This window comes from Bradyrhizobium sp. Pa8, from assembly GCF_052588265.1.
In genome coordinates this window covers 296168-316930 of sequence record NZ_CP176768.1, presented here as the reverse complement: position 1 = coordinate 316930, position 20763 = coordinate 296168, and the positions used below count along the sequence as shown (strand labels likewise).

Annotated in this window: 13 protein-coding genes, 9 pseudogenes and 1 other annotated feature; of the genes and pseudogenes, 11 read left to right on the top strand and 11 right to left on the bottom strand. The window is 60.4% G+C overall.

The annotated features are described in order from the left end of the window. Positions 1-15: 15 nt before the first annotated feature. Positions 16-247 (bottom strand): annotated as a pseudogene (locus ACKWRH_RS46715) (IS256 family transposase); the annotation flags it as partial. Positions 248-840: 593 nt separating this feature from the next. Here ACKWRH_RS46715 and ACKWRH_RS46710 point away from each other — a divergent pair. From ACKWRH_RS46710 to ACKWRH_RS46700, 3 genes and pseudogenes are all read left to right on the top strand, one after another. Next, positions 841-1599 (top strand): cysteine protease StiP domain-containing protein, encoded by a 759-nt coding sequence (locus ACKWRH_RS46710; RefSeq protein ID WP_445222892.1) that lies wholly within the window; start codon positions 841-843, stop codon positions 1597-1599. Positions 1600-2026: 427 nt separating this feature from the next. Beyond that, positions 2027-2430: pseudogene (locus tag ACKWRH_RS46705) on the top strand (transposase); the annotation flags it as partial. A gap of 27 nt (positions 2431-2457) precedes the next feature. After that, positions 2458-3057 (top strand): transposase, encoded by a 600-nt coding sequence (locus ACKWRH_RS46700; protein ID WP_445222733.1) that lies wholly within the window; start codon positions 2458-2460, stop codon positions 3055-3057. A 54-nt stretch (positions 3058-3111) separates the two neighbouring features. Here ACKWRH_RS46700 and ACKWRH_RS46695 read toward each other — a convergent pair whose 3' ends face one another. Next, entirely contained in the window at positions 3112-3723 is a 612-nt protein-coding gene (locus ACKWRH_RS46695; RefSeq protein ID WP_445222732.1) for a hypothetical protein, read from the bottom strand. Between the two features lie 1654 nt (positions 3724-5377). On the opposite strand from ACKWRH_RS46695, the pseudogene ACKWRH_RS46690 reads away from it, so the two are divergent. Beyond that, positions 5378-6327: pseudogene (locus tag ACKWRH_RS46690) on the top strand (IS3 family transposase); the annotation flags it as partial. Positions 6328-6387: 60 nt separating this feature from the next. Here ACKWRH_RS46690 and ACKWRH_RS46685 read toward each other — a convergent pair. Together ACKWRH_RS46685 and ACKWRH_RS46680 are read right to left on the bottom strand one after the other, a co-directional pair. Then, a pseudogene (locus ACKWRH_RS46685) lies at positions 6388-6642 on the bottom strand (FAD binding domain-containing protein); the annotation flags it as partial. 16 nt (positions 6643-6658) lie between these two features. Further along, positions 6659-6994 (bottom strand): annotated as a pseudogene (locus ACKWRH_RS46680) (molybdopterin cofactor-binding domain-containing protein); the annotation flags it as partial. Between the two features lie 38 nt (positions 6995-7032). Between ACKWRH_RS46680 and ACKWRH_RS46675 the strand changes: the two are divergent. Then, positions 7033-7348, top strand: a pseudogene (locus tag ACKWRH_RS46675) (IS256 family transposase); the annotation flags it as partial. Positions 7349-7377: 29 nt separating this feature from the next. On the opposite strand, the gene ACKWRH_RS46670 reads toward ACKWRH_RS46675, so the two are convergent. After that, positions 7378-7662, bottom strand: a complete 285-nt coding sequence (locus tag ACKWRH_RS46670; RefSeq protein WP_445222731.1) for a DUF3892 domain-containing protein — start codon at positions 7660-7662, stop codon at positions 7378-7380. Between the two features lie 174 nt (positions 7663-7836). After that, positions 7837-8509, bottom strand: a pseudogene (locus tag ACKWRH_RS46665) (IS3 family transposase); the annotation flags it as partial. After that, positions 8109-8225: a sequence feature (AL1L pseudoknot), on the bottom strand. It overlaps the preceding pseudogene by 117 nt. A 212-nt stretch (positions 8510-8721) precedes the next feature. Here ACKWRH_RS46665 and ACKWRH_RS46660 point away from each other — a divergent pair. The 6 genes and pseudogenes from ACKWRH_RS46660 to ACKWRH_RS46635 all read left to right on the top strand — a co-directional run. Beyond that, a pseudogene (locus ACKWRH_RS46660) lies at positions 8722-8964 on the top strand (IS256 family transposase); the annotation flags it as partial. 421 nt (positions 8965-9385) lie between these two features. Beyond that, positions 9386-10519: a KamA family radical SAM protein gene (locus tag ACKWRH_RS46655; protein WP_445222730.1), complete on the top strand. Its 1134-nt coding sequence runs from the start codon at positions 9386-9388 to the stop codon at positions 10517-10519. A gap of 90 nt (positions 10520-10609) precedes the next feature. Next, positions 10610-12136 carry a gamma-glutamyltransferase family protein gene (locus ACKWRH_RS46650; protein WP_445222729.1) on the top strand — a complete coding sequence of 509 codons (1527 nt, stop codon included), beginning with the start codon at positions 10610-10612 and terminating at the stop codon, positions 12134-12136. Then, positions 12133-12939 carry a 7TM domain-containing protein gene (locus tag ACKWRH_RS46645; RefSeq protein WP_445222728.1) on the top strand — a complete coding sequence of 269 codons (807 nt, stop codon included), beginning with the start codon at positions 12133-12135 and terminating at the stop codon, positions 12937-12939. Before ACKWRH_RS46650 ends, ACKWRH_RS46645 begins: the two co-directional genes overlap by 4 nt. Before the next feature lie 28 nt (positions 12940-12967). Next, positions 12968-14008 carry a D-alanine--D-alanine ligase family protein gene (locus ACKWRH_RS46640; protein ID WP_445222727.1) on the top strand — a complete coding sequence of 347 codons (1041 nt, stop codon included), beginning with the start codon at positions 12968-12970 and terminating at the stop codon, positions 14006-14008. Between the two features lie 499 nt (positions 14009-14507). Continuing rightward, positions 14508-15757 (top strand): annotated as a pseudogene (locus tag ACKWRH_RS46635) (ISL3 family transposase); the annotation flags it as partial. Between the two features lie 105 nt (positions 15758-15862). Here ACKWRH_RS46635 and ACKWRH_RS46630 read toward each other — a convergent pair. The 5 genes from ACKWRH_RS46630 to ACKWRH_RS46610 all read right to left on the bottom strand — a co-directional run bounded on the left by ACKWRH_RS46630 (position 15863) and on the right by ACKWRH_RS46610 (position 20699). Beyond that, positions 15863-16962, bottom strand: a protein-coding gene (locus ACKWRH_RS46630) for an IS3 family transposase (protein ID WP_439372663.1) whose coding sequence is annotated in 2 segments (ribosomal slippage) — positions 15863-16710 and positions 16710-16962 — 1101 coding nt in all. Because the reading frame shifts where the segments join, the coding sequence is not laid out codon by codon here. A 137-nt stretch (positions 16963-17099) separates the two neighbouring features. Next, positions 17100-17612, bottom strand: a complete 513-nt coding sequence (locus ACKWRH_RS46625; protein WP_445222726.1) for a hypothetical protein — start codon at positions 17610-17612, stop codon at positions 17100-17102. Positions 17613-17655: 43 nt separating this feature from the next. Continuing rightward, complete coding sequence (locus tag ACKWRH_RS46620) at positions 17656-19647, bottom strand: c-type cytochrome (RefSeq protein WP_445222725.1); 1992 nt, start codon at positions 19645-19647, stop codon at positions 17656-17658. A 9-nt stretch (positions 19648-19656) separates the two neighbouring features. Then, entirely contained in the window at positions 19657-20187 is a 531-nt protein-coding gene (locus tag ACKWRH_RS46615; protein WP_445222724.1) for a copper resistance CopC family protein, read from the bottom strand. Between the two features lie 44 nt (positions 20188-20231). Further along, the gene (locus tag ACKWRH_RS46610) at positions 20232-20699 is read right to left on the bottom strand and encodes a hypothetical protein (protein ID WP_445222723.1); all 468 of its coding nucleotides are present in this window, start codon (positions 20697-20699) and stop codon (positions 20232-20234) included. Between the last annotated feature and the right edge of the window lie 64 nt (positions 20700-20763).

Here is a 20763-nt window from a genome sequence, read left to right as displayed (position 1 = left end):
TGGGTGACGAGGCGATCAGGCGGCGTGGTTTGCCGGCACTTGGATGACCTCGATGCCGTTTTCGGAAACTGACACCTGCGATGATCTTTGGCAACTCATCTTGCCTTTCAGCCGCCGCCAGGTCCTTGATGCAGCGCAGAGTAGCTTGAACACCATCAACTTGGCAGTCGTTGACGATAACGAACCTTTCGTGCGCACCGTTCTGTGCCGGACCGTCTCGAATGCTTTCGATGGGACTCGAATGTCTCGGTCGGCTAGCAGTTTCCACCAGCGTCAACTTTCAGCCCAGTCGGAGTGTCACCGTATAGACGAAGTGAGAGGAGAGGAGTGACCCCAACCACGCCCCGAAGTAGAACGCCTCATCGAACATGCCGATGCGCAGGCTCACTGCGCTGCAGCTGCTTAAGACGAAGCAATTGGCGCTGGTCAACACGAGCAACGTCAAGCTCAGAGATCATTCAGCATCGGTTAGTCAACTGGGCTAAGGAGCGGATCAACGAGGTGGATGCCGCACTAGGTTCGTTCGAGATCAAAGCCGGCAAGGCCAAGGCCGATTCCAAGATCAAGGCCGACCAGATTTGTCGCTGATCTGAGGAAATGCCGCGACAAATTCCAGGCGGAGATCACGGCGCAAGCTGGCGAAGCGGCTTGGGCGCACACCAAGATGGATCTTGAAAGGCACTGGAACAGCTTCGAGACGCAGATGAAGGCCTGCTTCGAAAACGCTGGCAAGCAGATCGAACAGGAGCAGTCCACGTCCAAGAACATAGCGGGGGCGCAGGCAAGGGCCTGGCGCGAGGCCGCTGACAAGTTCCGTGAGGCGGCAGGCAAGATGGCGGCATCCCACGCCGGCGAGTTCGAGGTCACACTCAAGCAGATGCAGGCCGATGCGTCCACAGCGGACGGGCGTCTAGCCACTATTCGATCAGCATCATCCGTGACCGGGGTATCGATCGCGTTGCGCTTGCGTATATTGCGGCTAGGCACGACCCTGCCGACTCCATTTTCATCGATGGTTGGACGGGCAAGGGCGCGATCGTCGGCGAACTCCGCACGTCGCTGGCCGACCGGCCTTTCGGGTTCACGCCGGAGCTGGCGGTCATCGCCGATCCGGCCGGGCAGGCGGACATTGCTGCCAGCGACGATGACTATCTGATCGCCTCTGGCCTGCTCAACGGCATTGTCTCCGGGCTGGTAAGCCGCTCGATCCTGAACGCCGAGGTGGTCGGTCCGGAGGATTTCCACGCCTGCATCACATACCCGCAACATCGGGAAGCCGACCAATCGCCCGCTTTCGTCGACACGATCGCGCCACTGGCCGCCGCAGCATCGCCCCAGCCGATCACCGGCCATACCGGACGGCGCAAATTGCTGAACAGAACGTGTGAAGTGCTGATCGACGTGATCTTGGAGCCGTCCGGAACGCGCGACCGCAACAGGATCAAGCCGGGCATCGCGGAGGCGACCCGCGCCCTGCTGCGGCGTATGCCGGACCGGCTGCTGGTGCGCGACCTGGGCGATTCCGATGTTGCGCATCTGCTCCAGCTCGCCGACGAGCACGGCCTTCGGGTGGAACCGCTGGGCGATCGTTCGCACTAGCGGGCGGTGGCCGTCATCCGTAGTGCTGAGAAGACAAGTGTGAGTCCTCAGTCTCGGGAGCTATGGCCGAAAGTGGGTGATGACGGACTGAGATAGGCGGCGTATCGAGGGCGGGTGTCGAGCCTGCCAGAACCTCACATGGGATGGTTCGTGTCAAGGTGGTTAATCACAACGCATTAGCATTCTCTCTCTCGCTCTCACACCAACGTATCGGTATCCAGATTCAAGCCCGACTGCATGACGCGGCTCGTTTGCCGAGCCCGGCGAAGCTCTCATCCTGACTGACGCTCCACTTCCATCCTGATTGCCGCGCCGCAGGCGGGGCTCAAGACGACGAGACCATTCTCTCTGAAACGGCATTTAGCCAGGGTTCTGGTCGGTCCATCGGCCTGGATCCGCCAGGACTGATCGGGTCCTGGTAGATTTTCAGAGTGTGGAGCCGATGGCGGCGGTGACGGCTCCGGAACGGACGGCCGCCCAGCATCAATCGCTGCTGCATTTCGTCGGCAGCGGCGCCTGGTCGGATGAGAAGGTGCTGGGCAAGGTGCGCGACATGGTCCTGCCGGCGATTGAACGCCAGGGTCCAATCGAAGCCTGGATCATCGACGACACCGGATTTCCCAAGCAGGGGCGACATCCGGTTGGAGTGCACGGCAATATTGCGGGCAACTCGGCAAGCAGGATAATTGCCAGGTGGCGGTGTCGCTATCGATTGCCAACCACCACGCCAGCCTGCCTGTCGCCTACCGCCTCTATCTTCCGAAGGAATGGACCGAGGATTGCGATCGGCGGCGCAAGGTGGGCATTCCTGCCGAAGTCGGCTTCCAGACCACGCGCTGGAGCAGTTGCGGTGGGCCTGTGCGACCGGCCTTCCGCGGTGTCGTGTGCGTTCCACGGATGGTGATCAGCGGTTACAGGCTCACGGTTTTGTCCTATCGTCGGCCCTACGACGCAGGCAAGGCCAGGGCACCCTACGAGTTTGGCTGCAAAGTCTCGATTGCCACGCCCGCCACCGCGCCCAAAGGCGGGCAGTTCGTGCTGCATGCCAAAGCCCTGCACGGCAATCCCTATGGCGGCCACACGCTCGGTCCCGTCATCGCCGACCTCGAAAAGCTCACAGGTGTTGCAGCGCGCCGCATCCACGGCGACAAGGGCTACCGCGGCCACAACTATCCCGACCGGTTCAAGGTCTGGATCAGCGGCCAGGTTCGCGGCGTCACCAAAGCGATCCGTCGCGAGATGCAGCGTCGGGCCGCCGTCGAGCCTGTGATCGGCCATCTCAAGGACGACCACCGAATGCGCCGCAACCATCTCAAGGGCCGCGACGGCGACCGCATCAATGCCGTTCTCGCCGCCGCCGGCTACAACTTCAGCCTGCTCCGCCACTGGTTCGCGGAACTTTTACGCGTCTTGCTATGGATACTCTGTCGCCGCCTCTCGCAACCACACCTTGCGTAAAAAACCGCTCAGAAACGTTCTTCACGAACGACCAATTAAAGGCCCGGTTCACAATCAGCCTCTCAGCCGTTCTTGCAATGCCCGCCGACTGGCGACGAGGTTGCCAAGATTCTGGAAGTCTGGCTGCCGTCTTCCTGCCAATCGTCTGACCAGCGCCCGCGTGCCGTCCAGGACAAAGACACCGCAATCATAGCCGTTCCGTTGCGGGGCCATGTGGGCTAGCTGCAGGCCGGCGCCTAGCCGCTGTGCAAGCATTGCGGCAAACCCGTTGTTACGTCCCCGGCCGGAGTCGTAGTGATAGGCGACCGGTCTTTCCCGGTCGCGTCGATCGACCAGCAGCAGCGACCAGTGGGTACCGCGGCGATCAAGATCCGTAGCGCTGGCATCGTTCACTGGCAGGAACAGGAAGTCGGCTGTATCGTTACCATACCCATCACAAACGGTACGCTGAAGTGCGCGGAGCATGTCGTTATCGCCACCCAAGCGCAGATGATAGTGGGCTGTGAGTGGATCTACGAGCCGAGTCCGGGCGGCGAGATTCGGATTATTTCCCTGCAACTCCGCCATCAGGAGCTCGTAATCCCTCTGGATGTGCTCGTCGCCCAGCCAGTCTCCGTCGCCGAGCACGCGACCGCTGCGGTCGCGGGACGAGGCGGTCGGGTCCAAGACGCCAGTCTGAGCGCCGGAAGCCGAAGATGGCCCAGGATGATGGACGAACTGAGCATCCCGGCGCCCTCTCGGCCCCAATATGACCGAGTAGGTCTCACCGTGGATAGAGACTTGCCTTGGTCCGCTGACCCGGGTCGGCAAGATCCCCTGGTTGTCCAGCACGTCGATCAGTAAGTCCAAGACTGGCTGGGAGCCGTGCCGCCAGCCGTCGCCGACGAGATATCCGATCTCCTGCAACTCGTGAGGCGCACCAGATGGCCCAACGAAGAATGGCGGTCCGACAGGGCGAGGTATCGTCGCGGACTGAACATCCTCACGCGCCTCGTCCGAAGCGGATGAGAACTCAACCAGAGGCTCAAGACTATCGAAGGTGTCTGACGACGGAGCCCGTGAAGACAACGTTGGCTGCTCGGGGAGATTGAGATCCGACTGCGTCGACGGCAACGAAAACGCGGAGGGTGACCCGGCAGTTTCCTGCCAGCCGGCTGTCCTGACGGGCCTTCCGGCGTTGGCCACTCACTCAGGTCAAAGTCGGACGGCACTCGCGGCGACCACGTTGAGCTCGATCCAGCCGAACCCTGCCCCCAACCCGCCTGCTCGGGGGAGGTCACACCCAGCGCTTTGTTCGCCTCAACGACTTGTAGGTACTGTCCAAGCTTCTTGAGGTTCACGCTGCGGACTTTATTTCCTCCTATGGCTTCGATGAAGTCCTTGAGATCTATTTTCAACGACCACTTCTGGGTATCATTGCCGTTGATGCGGCTCACTATGCTCCCCCTACCCCTCGTTCGGAGCCAATCACTAAACCTGCGTTGGTGGCTAGCCGTAGTCCTGACACCCTGTCTCTGTTGGAAAGTCACGTCGGGTCCAAGGTTGCGCAGGGCTTCCTTGAGCAGGCCTTCGATGATGGCGGCGTCGTCGGGATAGGGCGTAAGGCGCGAGTGGGGCCCGGCGCCTAGGTACTGCCGAAGGTTAGCGAGACTCACTATCACTCCTGCTTTGAGGTCCTTGTAGTCCTTGTGATCTGCTATCAACGACCGTTGCTGCTGATCACTGCCGTTGATTCGGCTCACTATGCTCCCTCTTTTCTCCCTTTGGAGCCAATCACTAAACACACGTTGCTGGCTAGCTCTGATCGAGACACGTTGCCTCTCTTGGTAAGTCGAGTCGGATCCAAGCTTGTCCAGGGCTTCGTTGGCCGCGGCGTCGATGATGGCGGCGTCGTCGGGATAAGGATTCGTTGTACGGCGTCCCATCAGGCGAGGCCCGGCGCCGACTGCTTCTAGCTCGCCTCCAGGCCCGAGCCTCCGGAGATGAGACTGTGCCGACTTGAGAACATCATTGGGGTCTCCACCGCCTGCCCTGTAGTCCAGGATGTCATCGGCCAGTGAGCCTGAATCGCTTAAAAGCCGAGAAGCCATCGGCCCCCTGTTCGCTGCTCGGAGCCAACGAGCAACCCCCCTAAGAACCCCTGCATTGTTGTCGATGGTCCTTTCGGGAACCCTTCCGTCCCCTCGGACTGCTGCCACGAACCGCTTGATCAGGTCCGCGTCGTCGGGATAACAGAGCCGGCCCCGGAATTCTGCACAGGGCGATAAGTGGAGTTTCTGCCTGACAGCGGGCACGCTGTGCCTGCAAATCAGGAGCGACAATGAGCAGAAGAACGCGCCGGAACCACACACCCGCCTTCAAGGCGAAGGTGGCGCTCGCCGCCGTGAAGGGCGATCGAACGTTGGCTCAGCTTGCCGAGCAGTTCGACGTCCACCCCAATCAGATCACGACGTGGAAGGCTCAGCTTGAAAGCAAGGCCGCCGATGCGTTCGGTCCTGGCGGCGGCTCTGGAGCGGAGCAAGCAGCCGTCGACGTGAAGTCGCTGCACGCCAAGATCGGCGAACTGACGCTGGAGAACGATTTTTTAGAAGGAGCGCTCACCAAGGCGGGATTGCTGAGCGCAAAGCGATGATCGACCGTGAGCACGAGCTGCCGATCACCAGGCAGGCGGAGGCTTTGAACATCAGCCGCGGCAGCGTGTACTACCTGCCGCGGCCGGTGCCGGACGCCGACCTTGCGATCATGCAGCGCCTCGACCGGCTGCATCTGGAGTTCCCTTTTGCCGGCTCTCGCATGTTGCGAGGGCTGCTGGCTGCCGAGGGGTGCAAGATCGGCCGTCGGCATGTGAAGACGCTGATGCGGCGGATGGGGATAGAAGCGCTCTATCGCCGTCCACGGACGACAAAGCCCGAGCCGGGCCACAAGATCTACCCGTACCTGCTGCGCGGGATGGAGATCACGCGGCCGAACCAGGTGTGGGCGATGGACATCACCTACATCCCGATGGCGCGCGGCTTCGTCTATTTGGCGGTTGTGCTCGACTGGTTCAGCCGCCGCGTGCTGTCGTGGCGCGTATCGATCACCATGGAGGCGGCGTTCTGTGTCGAGACGCTTCAGGATGCCCTGGCTCGTCACGGCAAGCCGGACGTCTTCAACACGGATCAGGGCTCGCAGTTCACCGGACAGGCTTTTACCGGCGCGCTCGCCGACAACGGCATTGCGATCAGCATGGACGGCAAGGGAGCCTGGCGGGACAACGTGTTTGTCGAGATGACGCACGGCGGGATCGCCGATCAGGGACGCCAGATGGCTAAGCGCGGGGATCGCCTTCTTCACGGCATCGCTGCTCGCGACATCGTAATGCGGGGTTGCGGCCTTCACCGTCACGGTGTCGCCAGAGACCTCGATACCGATCAATTTCTTGATCTTGGCTAGGTCGATGACGTCGGAGGGGCTTGCGAGCCGTTGCTTCATGACCGGCAGCAGCGTGTGGCCGCCGGCGAGATACTTCGACTCCTTGCCCTTGGCGAACAGGCTCGCCGCTTCGTCGACCGACGAGGCGCGATGATAAGTGGTCTGGTACATCTTCGTTGCTCCCTCTTTAAGCCGAGTGGATCGTGCGCCACACCCGGTCCGGGGTCGCGGGCATTTCCAGGTTGTTCTTGCCGATCGCATCCGTGATCGCGTTGATCACGGCCGCCGAGGCGCCGATCGCGCCGGCCTCGCCGCAGCCCTTGATGCCGAGCGGATTGCCCGGGCACAGCGGCGTGGTGTGGCTGAGCTTGAACGACGGCAGGTCATCGGCGCGCGGCATGGTGTAATCCATGAAGGAGGCCGTCACCGGCTGGCCGTTCGAGTCATAGACCGCATGCTCGAGCAGGGCCTGCCCGATGCCCTGGGCAAGGCCGCCATGGACCTGGCCCTCGACGATCATCGGGCAGCGATGATCTCGCTCAGCGTGCCGGCGGAAGGATCCGTGACGCGCTGCTGTCGTTCTTAGACTTCCCGGCGAGTATTGGGGTCATTTGCGCACCTCGAACCCGATCGAAAGCGTATTCGCCACGGTGCACGGCACCGAACGGTGCATAGCAAGGGAGCGCTCTCACCGAACACCGCTAGACTGATGGTCTTCAAATTGATCGGTGCCGCATCGAAGACTTGACGTCGGCTCAACGGCGCAAATCACCCGCCGAGGGTCATCGCAGGTGTCAGATTCACTGACGGCATCGAGGTCACCTCTATGCCCGAACTACGCCGCCTGATCGGGCTCGTCACCCAAAGTCAAACATAGCTCGCTGTAGATGCCTCTGTTACTGAAGATCACGGACAGTTAGCGAGCAGAAGAAGATTGTTGGGTTGAATGTCGTCCGCCGCCGTCTTGATGTACTTGTGCCCATCGTGCGTGGCCCACACCACATCAACCCTGCGGCCGTTTTCTTCGACATAGAACTCCCATTCGTCGCTCTCGATATCTTTGATAGCCTGATCGATGGATCGCTTCCACGGCGTCCCGTCGGGGTTAGCTCCCCCAACATGTGTGATTCTTTCGTTAGGGTTTTTTCTGTCCGTCTTGTTGACGTAGCGAATGCGTGCGCGTTTAGCCATTCTCGTCTCTCCTAATCTCTCCTAAATCTGCAAGTCCTGAAGGTAAATCTGCAAGTCCTGAAGGACCAGCATAGACCAATGGCTGGATTCGGCTGCCACCAATCCAGGTAGGTGCGGTGCAGTGCTTCTCCGCGATACTCTTTGCTCCCAAGGCGAAGCCGCTCCCGGTCGCGAATAGGTGAAGTCGGAGAGCCAGAGGACGTTCGGCCTCGGCGCCTTGAACTGGCGGTTGACGTGATCCAGCGGGCATGGCGCGGCTTTATCGCTGATCGTGGTCTTGACGGATTTGCCGCGGATCACCCCTTGCAGACCCATGTCCAGCATCAGGCGCGACACTGTGCAACGGGCAACATCGAAGCCTTCGCGCTTGAGCTGCCGCCAGACCTTGCGCGCGCCGACAGCTTGGCGGGATCGCGCCGTTTGGCCACATGGGCATGGTAGGTCGAGGGGGCGATCGGCAACACCTTGCAGATCGGCTCGACCCCATGCGCCCCACGATGATCGTCGATGAAGGCGATCATGGCTTGGACCGGCGGTCGAGCTCCGCCGTCGCAAAATAGGCGCTTGCCTTGCGCAGGATCTCATTGGCCTGCCGAAGCTCGCGGTTCTCCCGTTCCAGGGCCTTCAGCTTCTCGGCCATGTCGGTCGGAACGCCGGCCCGCTGCCCACTGTCGACCTCGGCCTTCTTGACCCAGTCATGCAGCGTCTGCGGCGTGCACCCGATCTTGGCCGCAATCGAGGTCACCGCCGCCCAGCGCGCGGGATGCTCGCTGGCGTGATCCAGAACCATCCGAACCGCGCGGGCCCGGACCTCGGGGGAAAACTTGTTCGTCGTCTTGCTTGTCATGGCTCCACCTTCTCAAGAGTTGGAGCCTCCGGCAATCCCGGGGCGGTTCATTGCCTGCGGCCAGTTACTAACTCGAGTTCGCGGCTCATCGTATGCATCGGCCTGCCCGCACCTTCGTACTTCTGGTGCCTATGTCCCGATGGTCGCACCATACGCTACGATCTTGAAATATCGCAGCGGAACATCGGCACCGAGAAACTCTCGTACCGGTTACCAAGCCCATCGAAAGCAACTTCGCTACCGTGCCCCACCGCACGATCCGCTCAAAGGGCTGCCTGTCGAACAGGACAGCCCTCGCGATGGTCTTCAAACTGGTCGAAGGAGGCCAGAAAAGCTGGCGCCGTCTCGATGGTCACAACCAGTTGCCACAACTCGTTCTCGGTGTGACATTCAACGACGGGGGCGAGGTCATCGCCAAACAGATCGACCGTCAGCCCGCAACCGCCGCCGCCTGACCGGCCCGGCCGTCACCAAAATTCGGCGATAGCTCGTGCGTCGCGGCACATCAAGAGCCGCTTGAGTGCCTCGCTCTCGCGCTCAACCTTATGCAATTTCGCAGCCGCAAGTCGCGGGTGAAATGACCCATCAATGGGGGCATCCCCCCAATCTCATGACCCAATCGTGACACGACACAATGATGAGACTACAACATCTCCTGCGGTACGAAGATGGCTTTGAAACGCGTAAACTAAACCATTTCTGCAGGACCGCACCATTGGCATGCCAATTGCTTGTCACGAATTGTCGGATGTCGGGGAATAAACGCGATTCTCCGACATTACTACAACGTCGAGTGACACTCGACGTGATCGCAGTATCCACTGCGCCGGGGGCTAACGCTTAGACTCCGTCTAATAAGAGGATGGGAGTATCTTGATGCTTGAGTCAGTGCGGGAGGGTCTTGTATCCGAGGCACGGGTGCAGTCAGAAAAGAAGGTTCCCTCCGATGCTTCGCTCGTGAACTTCATCGAAGGTGCGCGCTTCGTCCCAGAAGAAGAGTTGCAGGCGAATGACATCACGCAATATCACGTCACGAAGTTCTATCGCGAGCACATTCAAAAGAGCCGATACTACGAGCAGCTGAAACACATAGTCGAGCCTTCGCTCAAGGAGCTCGAAAGTCCCGGAAGCCTTGACACGAGCGGCGAGCGCGACAACACCGTTGTGCCCGGCTTGCAACACAAATACCCGCAGACAGGACTGCTGCTCGTCACCGATCGCTGTGCATCATATTGCCGTTACTGCTTCCGCAAGCGTATTGTCGGCAGGGATTCCGACGAGATCGCCCCGGATTTCGCTGAAGTGGCTCGCTACATCGGTGCCCATCCAGAGATGAACAATGTGTTGCTCTCGGGCGGCGATCCGTTCATTCTAAGCACCACCAAGCTCGAAATGATCGTCGACCACCTGCTGCCGATTCCGCATGTGACCTCCATCCGCTTCGGGACCAAGACGGTGGCCTTCTCTCCCAAGCGGCTGGAGGATCCGACCCTCGCTGCTCTGTTCCGGCGCATGCACGAGGCGGGCACGACGCCGATCATCGTCGCCCACTTCGATCACATAGGCGAAATCTCGTCCGAAGCTGAGCATTGCATCCGCGGGCTGCGCGCGCATGGCGTCCAGCTCCTCAATCAGACGGTGCTGCTCGCGGACGTGAATGACGACCCCGCTATCATTGCCGACACCTTCGCCAAGTGCCATGAGATCGGCGTGCAGCCGTACTATCTGTTCCAGGGGCGACCAGTGAAAGGTGCGTCGCACTTTCAGGTGCCGCTCGCCCGCGGCATCGAGATCGCCAAAGGGGCCAATCAGCGGCTGAGCGGGATCCAGAAAACGTTCAAGTACATCATGTCGCATTATACCGGGAAGATCGAAATTCTCGACCTCGGCGAAGATGGCCGCGTGTACATGCGCTACCACCAGAACAAATATCCGGACAAGATCGGCAAGATCTTCTCCCGGCCGTATGTTGAGGACGCTTACTGGCTCGACAATTTGCCGGAAGCCTGACCCGGAGCGCTCGCGATGCTTATCGCAGATCGAGAGCGCAACGGCGTTGCGCCCGCGGAGGGACGCAAGCCGGCAAGCCTGGCAGCGGTGGTGACGGCCTTTCCGCTCGCCACCCAAGCCGGGCTTGCCACATTGCGTGCGGGCGGCAACGCCATGGACGCGGCGGTCGCCGCCGCGTGGGCGTTGTCCGTCTGCGAACCGAGCGCGTCCGGGCTGGGTGGACAGACGTCAATGCTCGTGCGCCGTACCGACGGATCAATCCGGATCATCGACGGACAGTCGCGCGCACCCGCGGCGGCATCGCTCGAGACGATCACGGCGGTCCAGCAGCGCCGCGGTCATCGCGCCTGCACGGTTCCGTCGGCTCCCGCCACTCTCGACTGGGCGCAGCGCCAATATGGCGTGCTCAGTCGCGCCCAGGTGTTGGCGCCGGCGATCGGGATCGCGGAAGATGGCTATCCCATCACGCAGCTGCAGCATCGGCAGTGCCGATGGGTGGCCCAATGTCTGCGCGCCGGCGCGGCGGCGGAGTTGTTCCTGGCGGACGGCCGGCCGCCGCCCGTCGGCTCGACGTTCCGCCAGCCCGCATTGGCGGTCACGCTCCGCGAGCTCGTGCGTCGCGGCATCGAGGATTTCTACCAGGGCTCCATTGCCCGCCGGATCACGACGGACATGGCGACGTGCGGCGGGCTCATCACTGCGGCCGACCTCTCAGCCTGCGCTCCGCCGGTCGAGACAGATCCGCTATCGGTCGAGTACGCCGGCTGCCGGATTGTCAGTGCTCCGGCGCCGAACGGCGGCCCGCAGCTCCTCATGGCATTCAACCTGTTGAAAGAGCTCGCGGAGCACGGCTTTGCGAGATCGGAAAGCGGATGGCGCAAGGCGCTCGCCCTTGCCGTGTCGGCCGCGTTCCGCGAACGCGAGCACATGAGCTCGCAGCAGCCCGCGCTAACTTTGCGCGACCCGCTGAGTCAGGATCATGCAAGGCGGGTTGCGGCCGCGATTGCTGGCTCGCGAAAGCTCGCCTTCACGGCCGATTGCGCCGAAGAGCCCGGTGATACAACCCATCTGGTGGTGTGCGACCGGCACGGCATGATCGTCAGCCTGACTCAGTCGATCCAATCGGTATTCGGCGCGAAGGTCGCCCACCGCACGCTCGGCTTTGTCTACAACAATTATCTCTGCACCTGTCCGCGCACACCGCATGCTCATGCGCTCGCGCCGCGGTGCCGGCCCCGCTCGAACATTGCGCCGACGCTGGTGTTGGGCGGCCCCGCCGCAACGCCATTGCTTGCATTGGGCGCGGCCGGCAGCCGCCGCATAATCTCGGCCATTCTCCAGGTCACGAGCGAAGTCATCGATCACGGCCGTGACATCGTTTCGGCCGTCGATGCGCCGCGCGTGCACGGGCTCGTGGGCGGCAAGGTCTGGATCGAGCGGCCGGCCGCGGACGACGCCTTGCTGAGTAGCCTCCTGGCGAGCGGACGCGAACCCGTCATCCGGTCACGCCACAGCTACGCCATGGCGGCCGTGCACGCGCTGCAGTTCTCCCCGGACGGCGGCGTGACGGGGGCGGCCGACCCCCGGCGTGACGGAACGGCGGGAACGTTCCAGTGATCGAAAAATCGACCACCCCGCCCGAGTCGACGGGCGCGATAGCTACGACCGATTGGCTCTTGGTCTTCTTGTTCGCGCTTCCGGTCGGGATCGCGCTCGCCAAGATTCCGGTCTTCCCGACCGCCGCCGTGACGACAGGCTTTTTCTCGCTTGCCGACGTGCCTGCACATTTTCACGCCGCGGCCGAAAATGTGCTGCTGGTAGCGCTGGGCGCCGTGATCGTCGCGGTTTTCCGGCTAACGCTCGGCGTGAGGGTCCTCAGCTTCTTTCGCCCCATCCTTCTGGCGATGGGGTTCGATATCCTGGGTATCCCGATCAGCCTCGCGTTCGTTCTAGTGGTGCTTGTGGTCATGGTCGCGCTTCGCCGGCTGCTCACGACCAATCACAACTACTCGCGCCTCGGCGTGCTGTTGAGTCTCGCCGCGGCGTGTCTGTTCGTCCCCTTGATCATCGGAAGTTGGTGGAATATCGCATGGCTGCGTGAGATTTCCCTGTTTCCTGTCATCGCGCTGTGCCTGACCTGCGAGAGCTTCGCTAAGGTGCTCGACCAGGACGGTTTGGCAGAGGCCCTCTGGCGGATGCTGATGGCGGTGATCGCGGCCGTCCTGATCGTGAGCTTGATCAAGCTGCCGGGCACGTTCAACTTCTTTCTCCGATTCCCCGAAATGGTGCTGGCGCTTGCCGGCAGCATTCTGCTGATCAACAGGTATCTTGACGTTCGCTTGTTCGAAGGCATGAACCCGTTCGTTCGAGGACCCCTGGTTGAGAAGCGGATGCCGCCCCGCGGTGGTCGGAGCAAGTGATGACTTGGAATATCAATTGGAGTCTGACATGCGCATAGCTGTCGTTTGGAACAGCGATTGTTTGGGAGTGATCAACCGGTTCGGACAGGTATGTCCCGAGAAATACGGGCGCAACGCCGTCGAAAGCGTGATGGCGGCCCTGCGCGACGGAGGGCATGAAACCCTCCTTTGCGAAGGTGACAAAACCCTGCTCGCCACGCTGGAGCGGTTCATGCCGCCGGATCGCCAGGGGCGGCCGTCAGGCATCGTATTTAACATGGCTTACGGAATTCAGGGAGAGTGCCGCTACACGCATGTTCCGGCCATGCTTGAGATGGGAGGCGTTCCGTACACCGGGTCGAGCCCGCTCGGCCACGCGCTCGCCCTGGACAAGGTGATCACCAAGGAGCTCATCCGTGCTGCCGGCGTCCCGACGCCGAATTTCCAAGTCATGCGGGACGGCACCGAGGTGATCCGCGAGCTGCAGTTTCCGGTGGTGGTGAAGCCGCGTCACGAATCGACGAGCTTTGGTCTGCAGCTCGTGCACGAGCCGGCTCTGCTGAAGCCTTCCGTGGACGCGATCGTTGCGCAATACGATCAGGACGCGCTGGTCGAAGAGTACATCGACGGCCGCGAAATCTGCGTCGCATTGCTCGGCAACGAAGGGATCGAGACCCTGCCGTTGGTAGAGCATGATTTCGCCGACCGGCCCATTCGCCTGATCACCTGGGAGGACAAGGCGCATCGCGCTGCGGCCGAACCCGAGAAAATATGTCCGGCCCTCGTGGACGAGGATCTCGCAAAGCGGCTACGCGACATTTCAGTCGCGACGTTCCGCGCGTGCTTCTGCCGCGATTATGCCCGCGTTGATATCCGCGTGGACCGCGCCGGACAGCCGTTTGTGCTGGAAATCAATTCCATGGCCGCGCTCGGGCAGGGCGCTTCGTATGTGCTCGCCGCCCGCGCGGCGGGCTTGGGCTTTCCGGCGCTAGCCAATCGCATCGTCGATGTCGCGCTGGCACGTCATGCATTATCCGACAAAGCGGTGCCCGTTCCTGCGCGGCAACCTGGGTGGAAGGCCACAGCATAGGGATATCTTAGTGCGAAAGAACCCGAGAAGCGTGTGCGCCCGCTCTTGCGAAGGTGCGTGCCGCCCTCGCGCGCCAATTTGCCAAACACGGTCACATGCGGGCTCGATGCCATGTTCATCGAGCAGCCAGCCAGAGGTTGAGCTCTGGGCACGAGAAGAGCGCTGTCGGGCAGCCAAAAGGGAGCCCTCGGAGGGGCGACTGCATGAACGACAAGCGCCAGCTTGAGGCGAGCGCGAACTCGCCGTGCAGCATGGTTGCGTCCTCGAGCCCAGGCTCGGCATTCATTTCAAGATCGTCGCCGATGACGCAGGCTTCCAGAGCGGCGGAACGTGAAGCAGTCGTGGTCTGTAGTCGAGAGCCACCGGCGGCGCTGGCAACGGAGGAGCTTCAGCATCATAGCTGATCTCTGGCGTGTCATTCGGCCTGCAATATTGGGGCTGACTCACATCTGATGATTTTTCTGCCGAGCTTGCGATTCTCCAAGGGGGAATCAGCGCCATGCGAGCCGGCATTCGAATTTCGTCGCTTGTGCCGAGTAGGTTGGTTGTCGAGAGCGTAAGTGATTCATCTGACTCGATTTTTTTATCCGTCCGATCCGAAGGCGGCATGGTCGAGTGCCCGTTGTGCGGGACTAGATCGCGCCGAATCCATAGCCGATATGAGAGACAAGTCGCGGATTTGCCATGTGCAGGCAAGCAAGTACGCCTCCGCGTGATCACGCGACGGTTCGTTGCGAGGTACCTCATTGTCGGCGGCGGATTTTCGCTGAACGGTTCGGGGACGACGTTCTGCCGACCCGGTCGCGCCGGACGGCACGGCTGGAATGCATCGTCCACCATCTTGGGCTGGCACTCGGCGGCAGGCCGGCAGCGAGCTTCGCCAAGCGACTGATGCTGCCGGTGAGCAACGATACTCTGCTACGGGTTGTTAGGCGACGAACCCGCCCGCGAACGGAGCCTCTGATCGTCGCCGGCATTGACGACTGGGCTTTTCGCAAGAACCATCGCTACGGAACAATCGTGTGCGATCTGGAGAGGCGGCGGATCGTAACCCTGCTTCCAGATCGCGAGATTGCAACGGTGCGGGCTTGGCTTACCGACCATCCGGAGAACAGGGTCGTATCGCGCGACCGTGGCGGCGGCTACGGTGAGGCCGTGGCAAAGGCGCTGCCTGACGCCGTCCAGGTCGCCGACCGTTGGCACCTGATGGAGAACGCAAGCGCGGCCTTCCTCAACGCAGTACGCCGTTCCATGCGGGTGATCCGCGTCGCAATCGGTGCGACGACGATCAATCCAAAACTGCTCACTTGCGCAGAAAGGCTGCAGTATGAAGGTTATCTCCGGCGCAAGCAGACGAATGCCGCCATCATGGCGCTCGTCAGAGACGCAGTGCCACTCAAGGAGATCGTCCGTCGAACAGGACAAAGCCGTAAACTCGTTCGCCAAGTCAGTCGCGGCGAGAGTACGGATGTCTTCCGGACACGGCAAAGCACGCTCGATGCCCACTTGCCCTTTCTGGATGCGCAATGGAGCGAGGGCTGCCGTAATGGCGCAGAGCTCTGGCGTCGTTTGCAAGGACAAGGCTTCCAAGGCTCATTGCGTGTAGTCAGTGAGCGGACGACACGGCGACGACGGGCCGAAAAGGCGACCAATCAACAACTGCAAAAAGTTCCATCCGCGAGAACAATCTCACGATTGATGACCACGGCGCGCGACAATCTTAGCAAAGCAGATACGGTCACTATCGCCGTGGCCTGAGCCCCAAAGATCATCCAGGCATGGGAAGAATCCTTTGGCCATTTGAAACGCTCCCCAAAACTAGGCCAGCTGGAGCTGGAATTTTCCGGGTTCGGCTCATGCCGGCGGGGGCGCCGATGAGCCATTCAACAGCGATATCGGCGCCTTGTTGCCAATCGCGCTGTGTGGGCGGACTTCGTTGTAGTCTCTACGCCAATCCTCCATTTTCTGCCGAGCGTCGTCAAGACCGAGGAACCAGTGCGTGTTCAGGCATTCGTTTCTGAACTTGCCGTTGAAGGATTCGATGAAGCTGTTGTCCGTCGGCTTGCCCGGCCTGGAGAAGTCGAGAACGACATTCTTCTGGTAAGCCCAGATGTCGAGATCGCGGGAGACGAACTCCGACCCCTGGTCGACGCGAATGGTCTTGGGGTAGCCGACGGTTTTGCACACGCGTTCCAAAGTCAGCACGACATCCTCGCCTCGATAGCTGAAGCGCGGATCGACGGCTGGAGAGAAGCGACTGAAGATATCGACAATGGTAAGCACACGAATCTTGCGACCGGTGGCGAGCTGGTCATGAACGAAGTCCATCGCCCAGGTCTCATTGATTTGACCTGCTTCCATCCTATCCTCGCGTAGCTTGGCCTTCACACGACGCTTCGGCGTTTTGTTGCGCAATTGCAGGCGCAACTCCCTGTAAAGGCGATAGACACGTTTGACGTTGACTGCCCAACCGTCACGTTGCAGCAGGACATGGACGCGGCGGTAGCCGTATCTCACCCGCGTCTCGCAGATGTCCTTGATCCGATTTTTGAGGGCGGCCTGGTCACCGCGCTTCGACTTGTAGACGTAAAGTGCGCGATCGATACGAAGGGTCGAACAGGCCCGCCTGATCGACACCTTCCAGTCACTCCGCACCTTGTCGACAAGCTCCCGCTTGCGGCCAGGCCTCAGAGCTTTTTTGAGAGCACGTCCTGCAGCATGGCCTTGTCCAAGGACAGGTCGGCGACAATCCGCTTCAGCTTGGCATTCTCCTCCTCAAGCTGGCGCAGTCGCTTCATCTCGGAGGGCATCAGCCCCGCATACTTCTTCTTCCAATTGAAATACGTCGCCTGACTGATCCCGGCCTTGCGGCAGACCTCCGCCACCGCCGCCCCATCTTCCGCCTGCTTCAAAACGAACGCGATCTGCGCTTCCGAAAACTTCGATGCCTTCATGGAACTCTCCTCGTCCCGGTGGGATCTTAATTGGAAAATTCCAGTTCAGACTGGCCTCATTTGGCGGGAGCAGGTCACATTCGCATGACTTTCCTGATAATGGCTCACACCTAAGCCCCCAATGATTGACGGTTTGCTCATTTTGATTCCTTCACAACCACGTTGAGGGTCTGTACCGTCTCGGAGATTGTGTGATGCTGCGGATCCGCCCAATAGAGTCTTATTGTGTGCCGACCAGGCTTGGCAGGGAGATCGAAAACATAAAGATAGCGGCCATCACCAAGCTGGATCAGCTGGTCTGCCATTGGCATGAGCTCGGTTTCGTCCATCGCAACATGCAGATGAACGCTCGGATTGGCAGAGCTCATGGCCATTTCCGCTATGTTATCGTCGGCTTGGAAAACGAAAGCAACACGCTCGCCGATGGTATTACCCGATTGCGGCAGGAGGATCTTCAATGCGGGCAGCTCGCCGGTATTTCCCGATCTCGCAACAGGCGCACCGTCAGACCCGTGCATATGGTGCATGCCCGGCTCATGGTGTTGTGCGTGGGCTGGAGCCGCGACCAGAGCGCCAGCCACAAGAATCATGCACCAAATGAACTGTTCGAATCGATCGCCAAACCGGTTGGGACGGGATGATATTTGCATGCTTTCCTCCTTGGTTTGCGAGCCCTGAAAGATTTCCACTAATTCAGTGCACATGTTGAGCGGGTGGCGGGAGAATTTTGGACTCTCTATTGAGAACTCGGACCCGCGAGATCAGCTCGTCGGAATTTTCCCAACCACATTCGTCCTCCTCCTGCAACCAGCGCGCACGGATGTATCCGAACCTGTCGATTAGGAATTCCATGGAATGTCTTCCCATTTCCAAACGCTTGGGATCTCCACGATTTGTAGTGCTCCGGGAGAGCAGATCGTAACTTTCTCTAACCTCTTGTGCTCCATGCCGGACATTCGGGACGCCCGCCGCCAGCTTTGCGTCCGGCGACACGATAATCGCCCACAATCGTTCTTTCCGGAATCTTTTCTGCTCAAGGCGTAGCTGTTTAACGCGCATTGCGTCGGACTTTTCGGGAAACACGAGCAGCACATTGCTTTGCTCACGGAAGTCCTTCAGCTCCCTCTCCGCCCCATTTTCGTCCTCTAAGAAAAAATTTGGAGCCCCCAGCCACGGATGATCGGGTACGATTTCAGGCGACAGGAGGCGCGCCTGAAATCCCTCTGAAAACGTCCGCAGGAAGTTGATCACATCCCAGCGGGCCTGTTCGTCCAATACATCAGCAAATCCGGGCATGCCGCTTTTTGGAATTCCATGGCTAAGCCACCAAAACATGTCGCCGGCCGTGTGCAGCGCAGTATGCGGTTCGCTCAAATTCGCGGGCGGCTTGGGAAGGGTCGATGCCGCCGGACCATCGCCAAGCCCTCCGCTGCCGTGGCAATCCGCACAATTCTGGGCAAATAGACGCTTTCCATTGGTTATTGATATCGTCGAATAGGCAACCGACGGGCGGCGGTAAGTATCGGGATAGGCTTGCACGGATATCTGCGACAGACCGCCTGCGACCGAAATAACGGCGGCGGCGCCTGCCGCGACTGCTTTTACCTTTTGCGGCTTTCTCAAACAAACGAGCAGGCCCCAGAAGAGTGACAATAGTGCTAGTGAGAAGGCGCCCGCCGCGATAACGGGCGTCGGCCACGCCGGCCACGTGGCTTCGATCGAAAAGCGAAACGGCAGCCACCAGATGGGCTGATCATGTCGTGCTGGTATGACTGAAGAGAGCGCGGCTGCGCAGCCGACGATCAGAACACCGCAAAAGAATTCAGTTGCTGCCCATCCAGCTCCTGCAAGAAAAGCCGCGGGTTTTGCTCCTACGGTTTCCATGACGGGTAGGAAGCGCGTGCGAATCCGATTGGCCACCAACAGGATGCATGCAAGTAGAGCAAGCTTCGTTATAATTAGTTGACCGTAGGTCGTGCCAAGCCACTCGCCAGCCGAACTAGCGGAGCTAAACGCGAGCACCAAACCTGATGCGACGACGACGACCACGAAACCGATTGCTAGTTGGGAGAAACGTCGCAGCGTCGCTGCGACATAGACGCGCCGAGTCTCCGTGGGGGTGACAGCGACCGAAGCCACCAGCCAGATCCAAGCCGGTAAGGCTCCAAGCCAAGCAGAAACCGCGAGCACGTGAAGTTGATAGGTCGGAACGAGCCAACGGCTGTCGTCTTCCCCGGCGGCGTGTCCAGCAAGTGGGCCAATCAGCGCGATCAGTGCTGCTGTCCCGGCTGTCACGGTTGAAGCTGAACGTTGCTGCTCCCTCGACCAGCCGCGAATTAGGATCGCTGTGGGCAGCAGCCAAAGAAGAGAGAGCGCTAACCTTGCAAGCGTGACCCGACCGTGATGTGTGTCAAATCCGAAGCTTTCCAGCGTCTGGCCAGCCGCTACTATCTCCAGTAGTGCCATATCTGTCACAATCGCGACCTGAGCGATAAATAACCCAGCGGTAGCGAAGAGGTGAATGCCGGCTGCCCAGAGAAAGCTCACCTGCACTCGTCTTTGCCAAGCGGCAAGGAACGGATCGGAAGACGGTCCTGCCAGCAACAGAAAGAGTACTCCGCCTATGACCCATGCAAGCGCAATGTCAGCGATGGCCTTGCACAGAGCTGGAAACAATACCGTCATTCCGCATGCCTAACGTTCCTCGACGGTGAACTGATAGCCGTAGTCCACCACATGCCCGTCTTGCGAGAGCACGCGGTAATGAACCGAATAGCTGCCCGGTCTCATGTCAGATACTGCCGTTACCATGCACTTCGGATCATTGCCTGCTTTCAAATCTCCGAGCGTTAGCGACTGACCGTTGGCGTTCTTGAGCTCCACTTTCGAAAACTTGAGCTCTATGCGTTCGTTGAAGCACAGTTCGATCTGCTGCGGCGAATGAGCTAACACTGCCCGGCTCGCGGGATCTGACTTCACGAGAGCGGCATGTGCAGAGGCAGCCGTGGGCAGGCACACGAGGCCAACGCACAGCAACGTGATGCCAAGCGCTGATACCAGACGCCTGCTTGCGGGCGAGAGTTCTTTTACCGTCCCTTGAATCAGCCTAGTTCGCGCCCTGCCGGTGCCGGCAGTCAAGTTTGGCGTGCCAGCATGATCAAGTGATGGCCGCCCCGTCGCTACTCGGATGCAATCGCTCTTGTTTCCGTGTTTTTCGTGAGACATGAGTGTGACCCTTATTGCCGGACAGCGGCCGGCAAAATGCTAGCCTAGCTTTCCTTGCGCAACGTGGAGTACCAAAACAGGGCGGCCCCGGCTGCCAGCGTTCCTAGAACGATTGCGAAACTGTCCCTATATCGGACCCAAATCCCGTTGCCGTAACCAACCGAAAACGGAAAGCTCGATACGTATTTCGGTCCGTCGCCGACTGTCACGAGGCCCACAAAGCGCCCGGATTCGGGGAACGTGTACTGAAACGATAGTGAGCCTGTCGGATATTTTTTTGGCGGGATTCGAAGGACAGCCTCGCCGTCTACGTCGTTGCCGGCGTCTCGCAACAACCGCACCTCGATGGGCAGATCACGTAGCACATCGCCGACGGCATCCAAGACGATGACCGTGCGGCCGATTTCCGGAATGTCCTCGCAAAATTCCTGATTCCCCTGCTTGGCCGGCTGGTATCCGGTAAAATGCATCATATAGGGCCCGGCGCGAAGCTTGCACACGTCTTTCTCCATCGATACTCCCCCGTGTGCAATCGCTGGCCGCGCCCCACCGCAGTCTAGGATGAGGAGCAAAGGT

Coding starts and splice junctions, on each gene's coding strand:
- ACKWRH_RS46670 (WP_445222731.1), bottom strand. CDS start 7,662: ATGGCTAAACGCGCACGCATTCGCTACGTCAACAAGACGGACAGAAAA.
- ACKWRH_RS46655 (WP_445222730.1), top strand. CDS start 9,386: ATGCTTGAGTCAGTGCGGGAGGGTCTTGTATCCGAGGCACGGGTGCAG.
- ACKWRH_RS46640 (WP_445222727.1), top strand. CDS start 12,968: ATGCGCATAGCTGTCGTTTGGAACAGCGATTGTTTGGGAGTGATCAAC.
- ACKWRH_RS46625 (WP_445222726.1), bottom strand. CDS start 17,612: ATGCAAATATCATCCCGTCCCAACCGGTTTGGCGATCGATTCGAACAG.
- ACKWRH_RS46620 (WP_445222725.1), bottom strand. CDS start 19,647: ATGACGGTATTGTTTCCAGCTCTGTGCAAGGCCATCGCTGACATTGCG.
- ACKWRH_RS46615 (WP_445222724.1), bottom strand. CDS start 20,187: ATGTCTCACGAAAAACACGGAAACAAGAGCGATTGCATCCGAGTAGCG.
- ACKWRH_RS46610 (WP_445222723.1), bottom strand. CDS start 20,699: ATGGAGAAAGACGTGTGCAAGCTTCGCGCCGGGCCCTATATGATGCAT.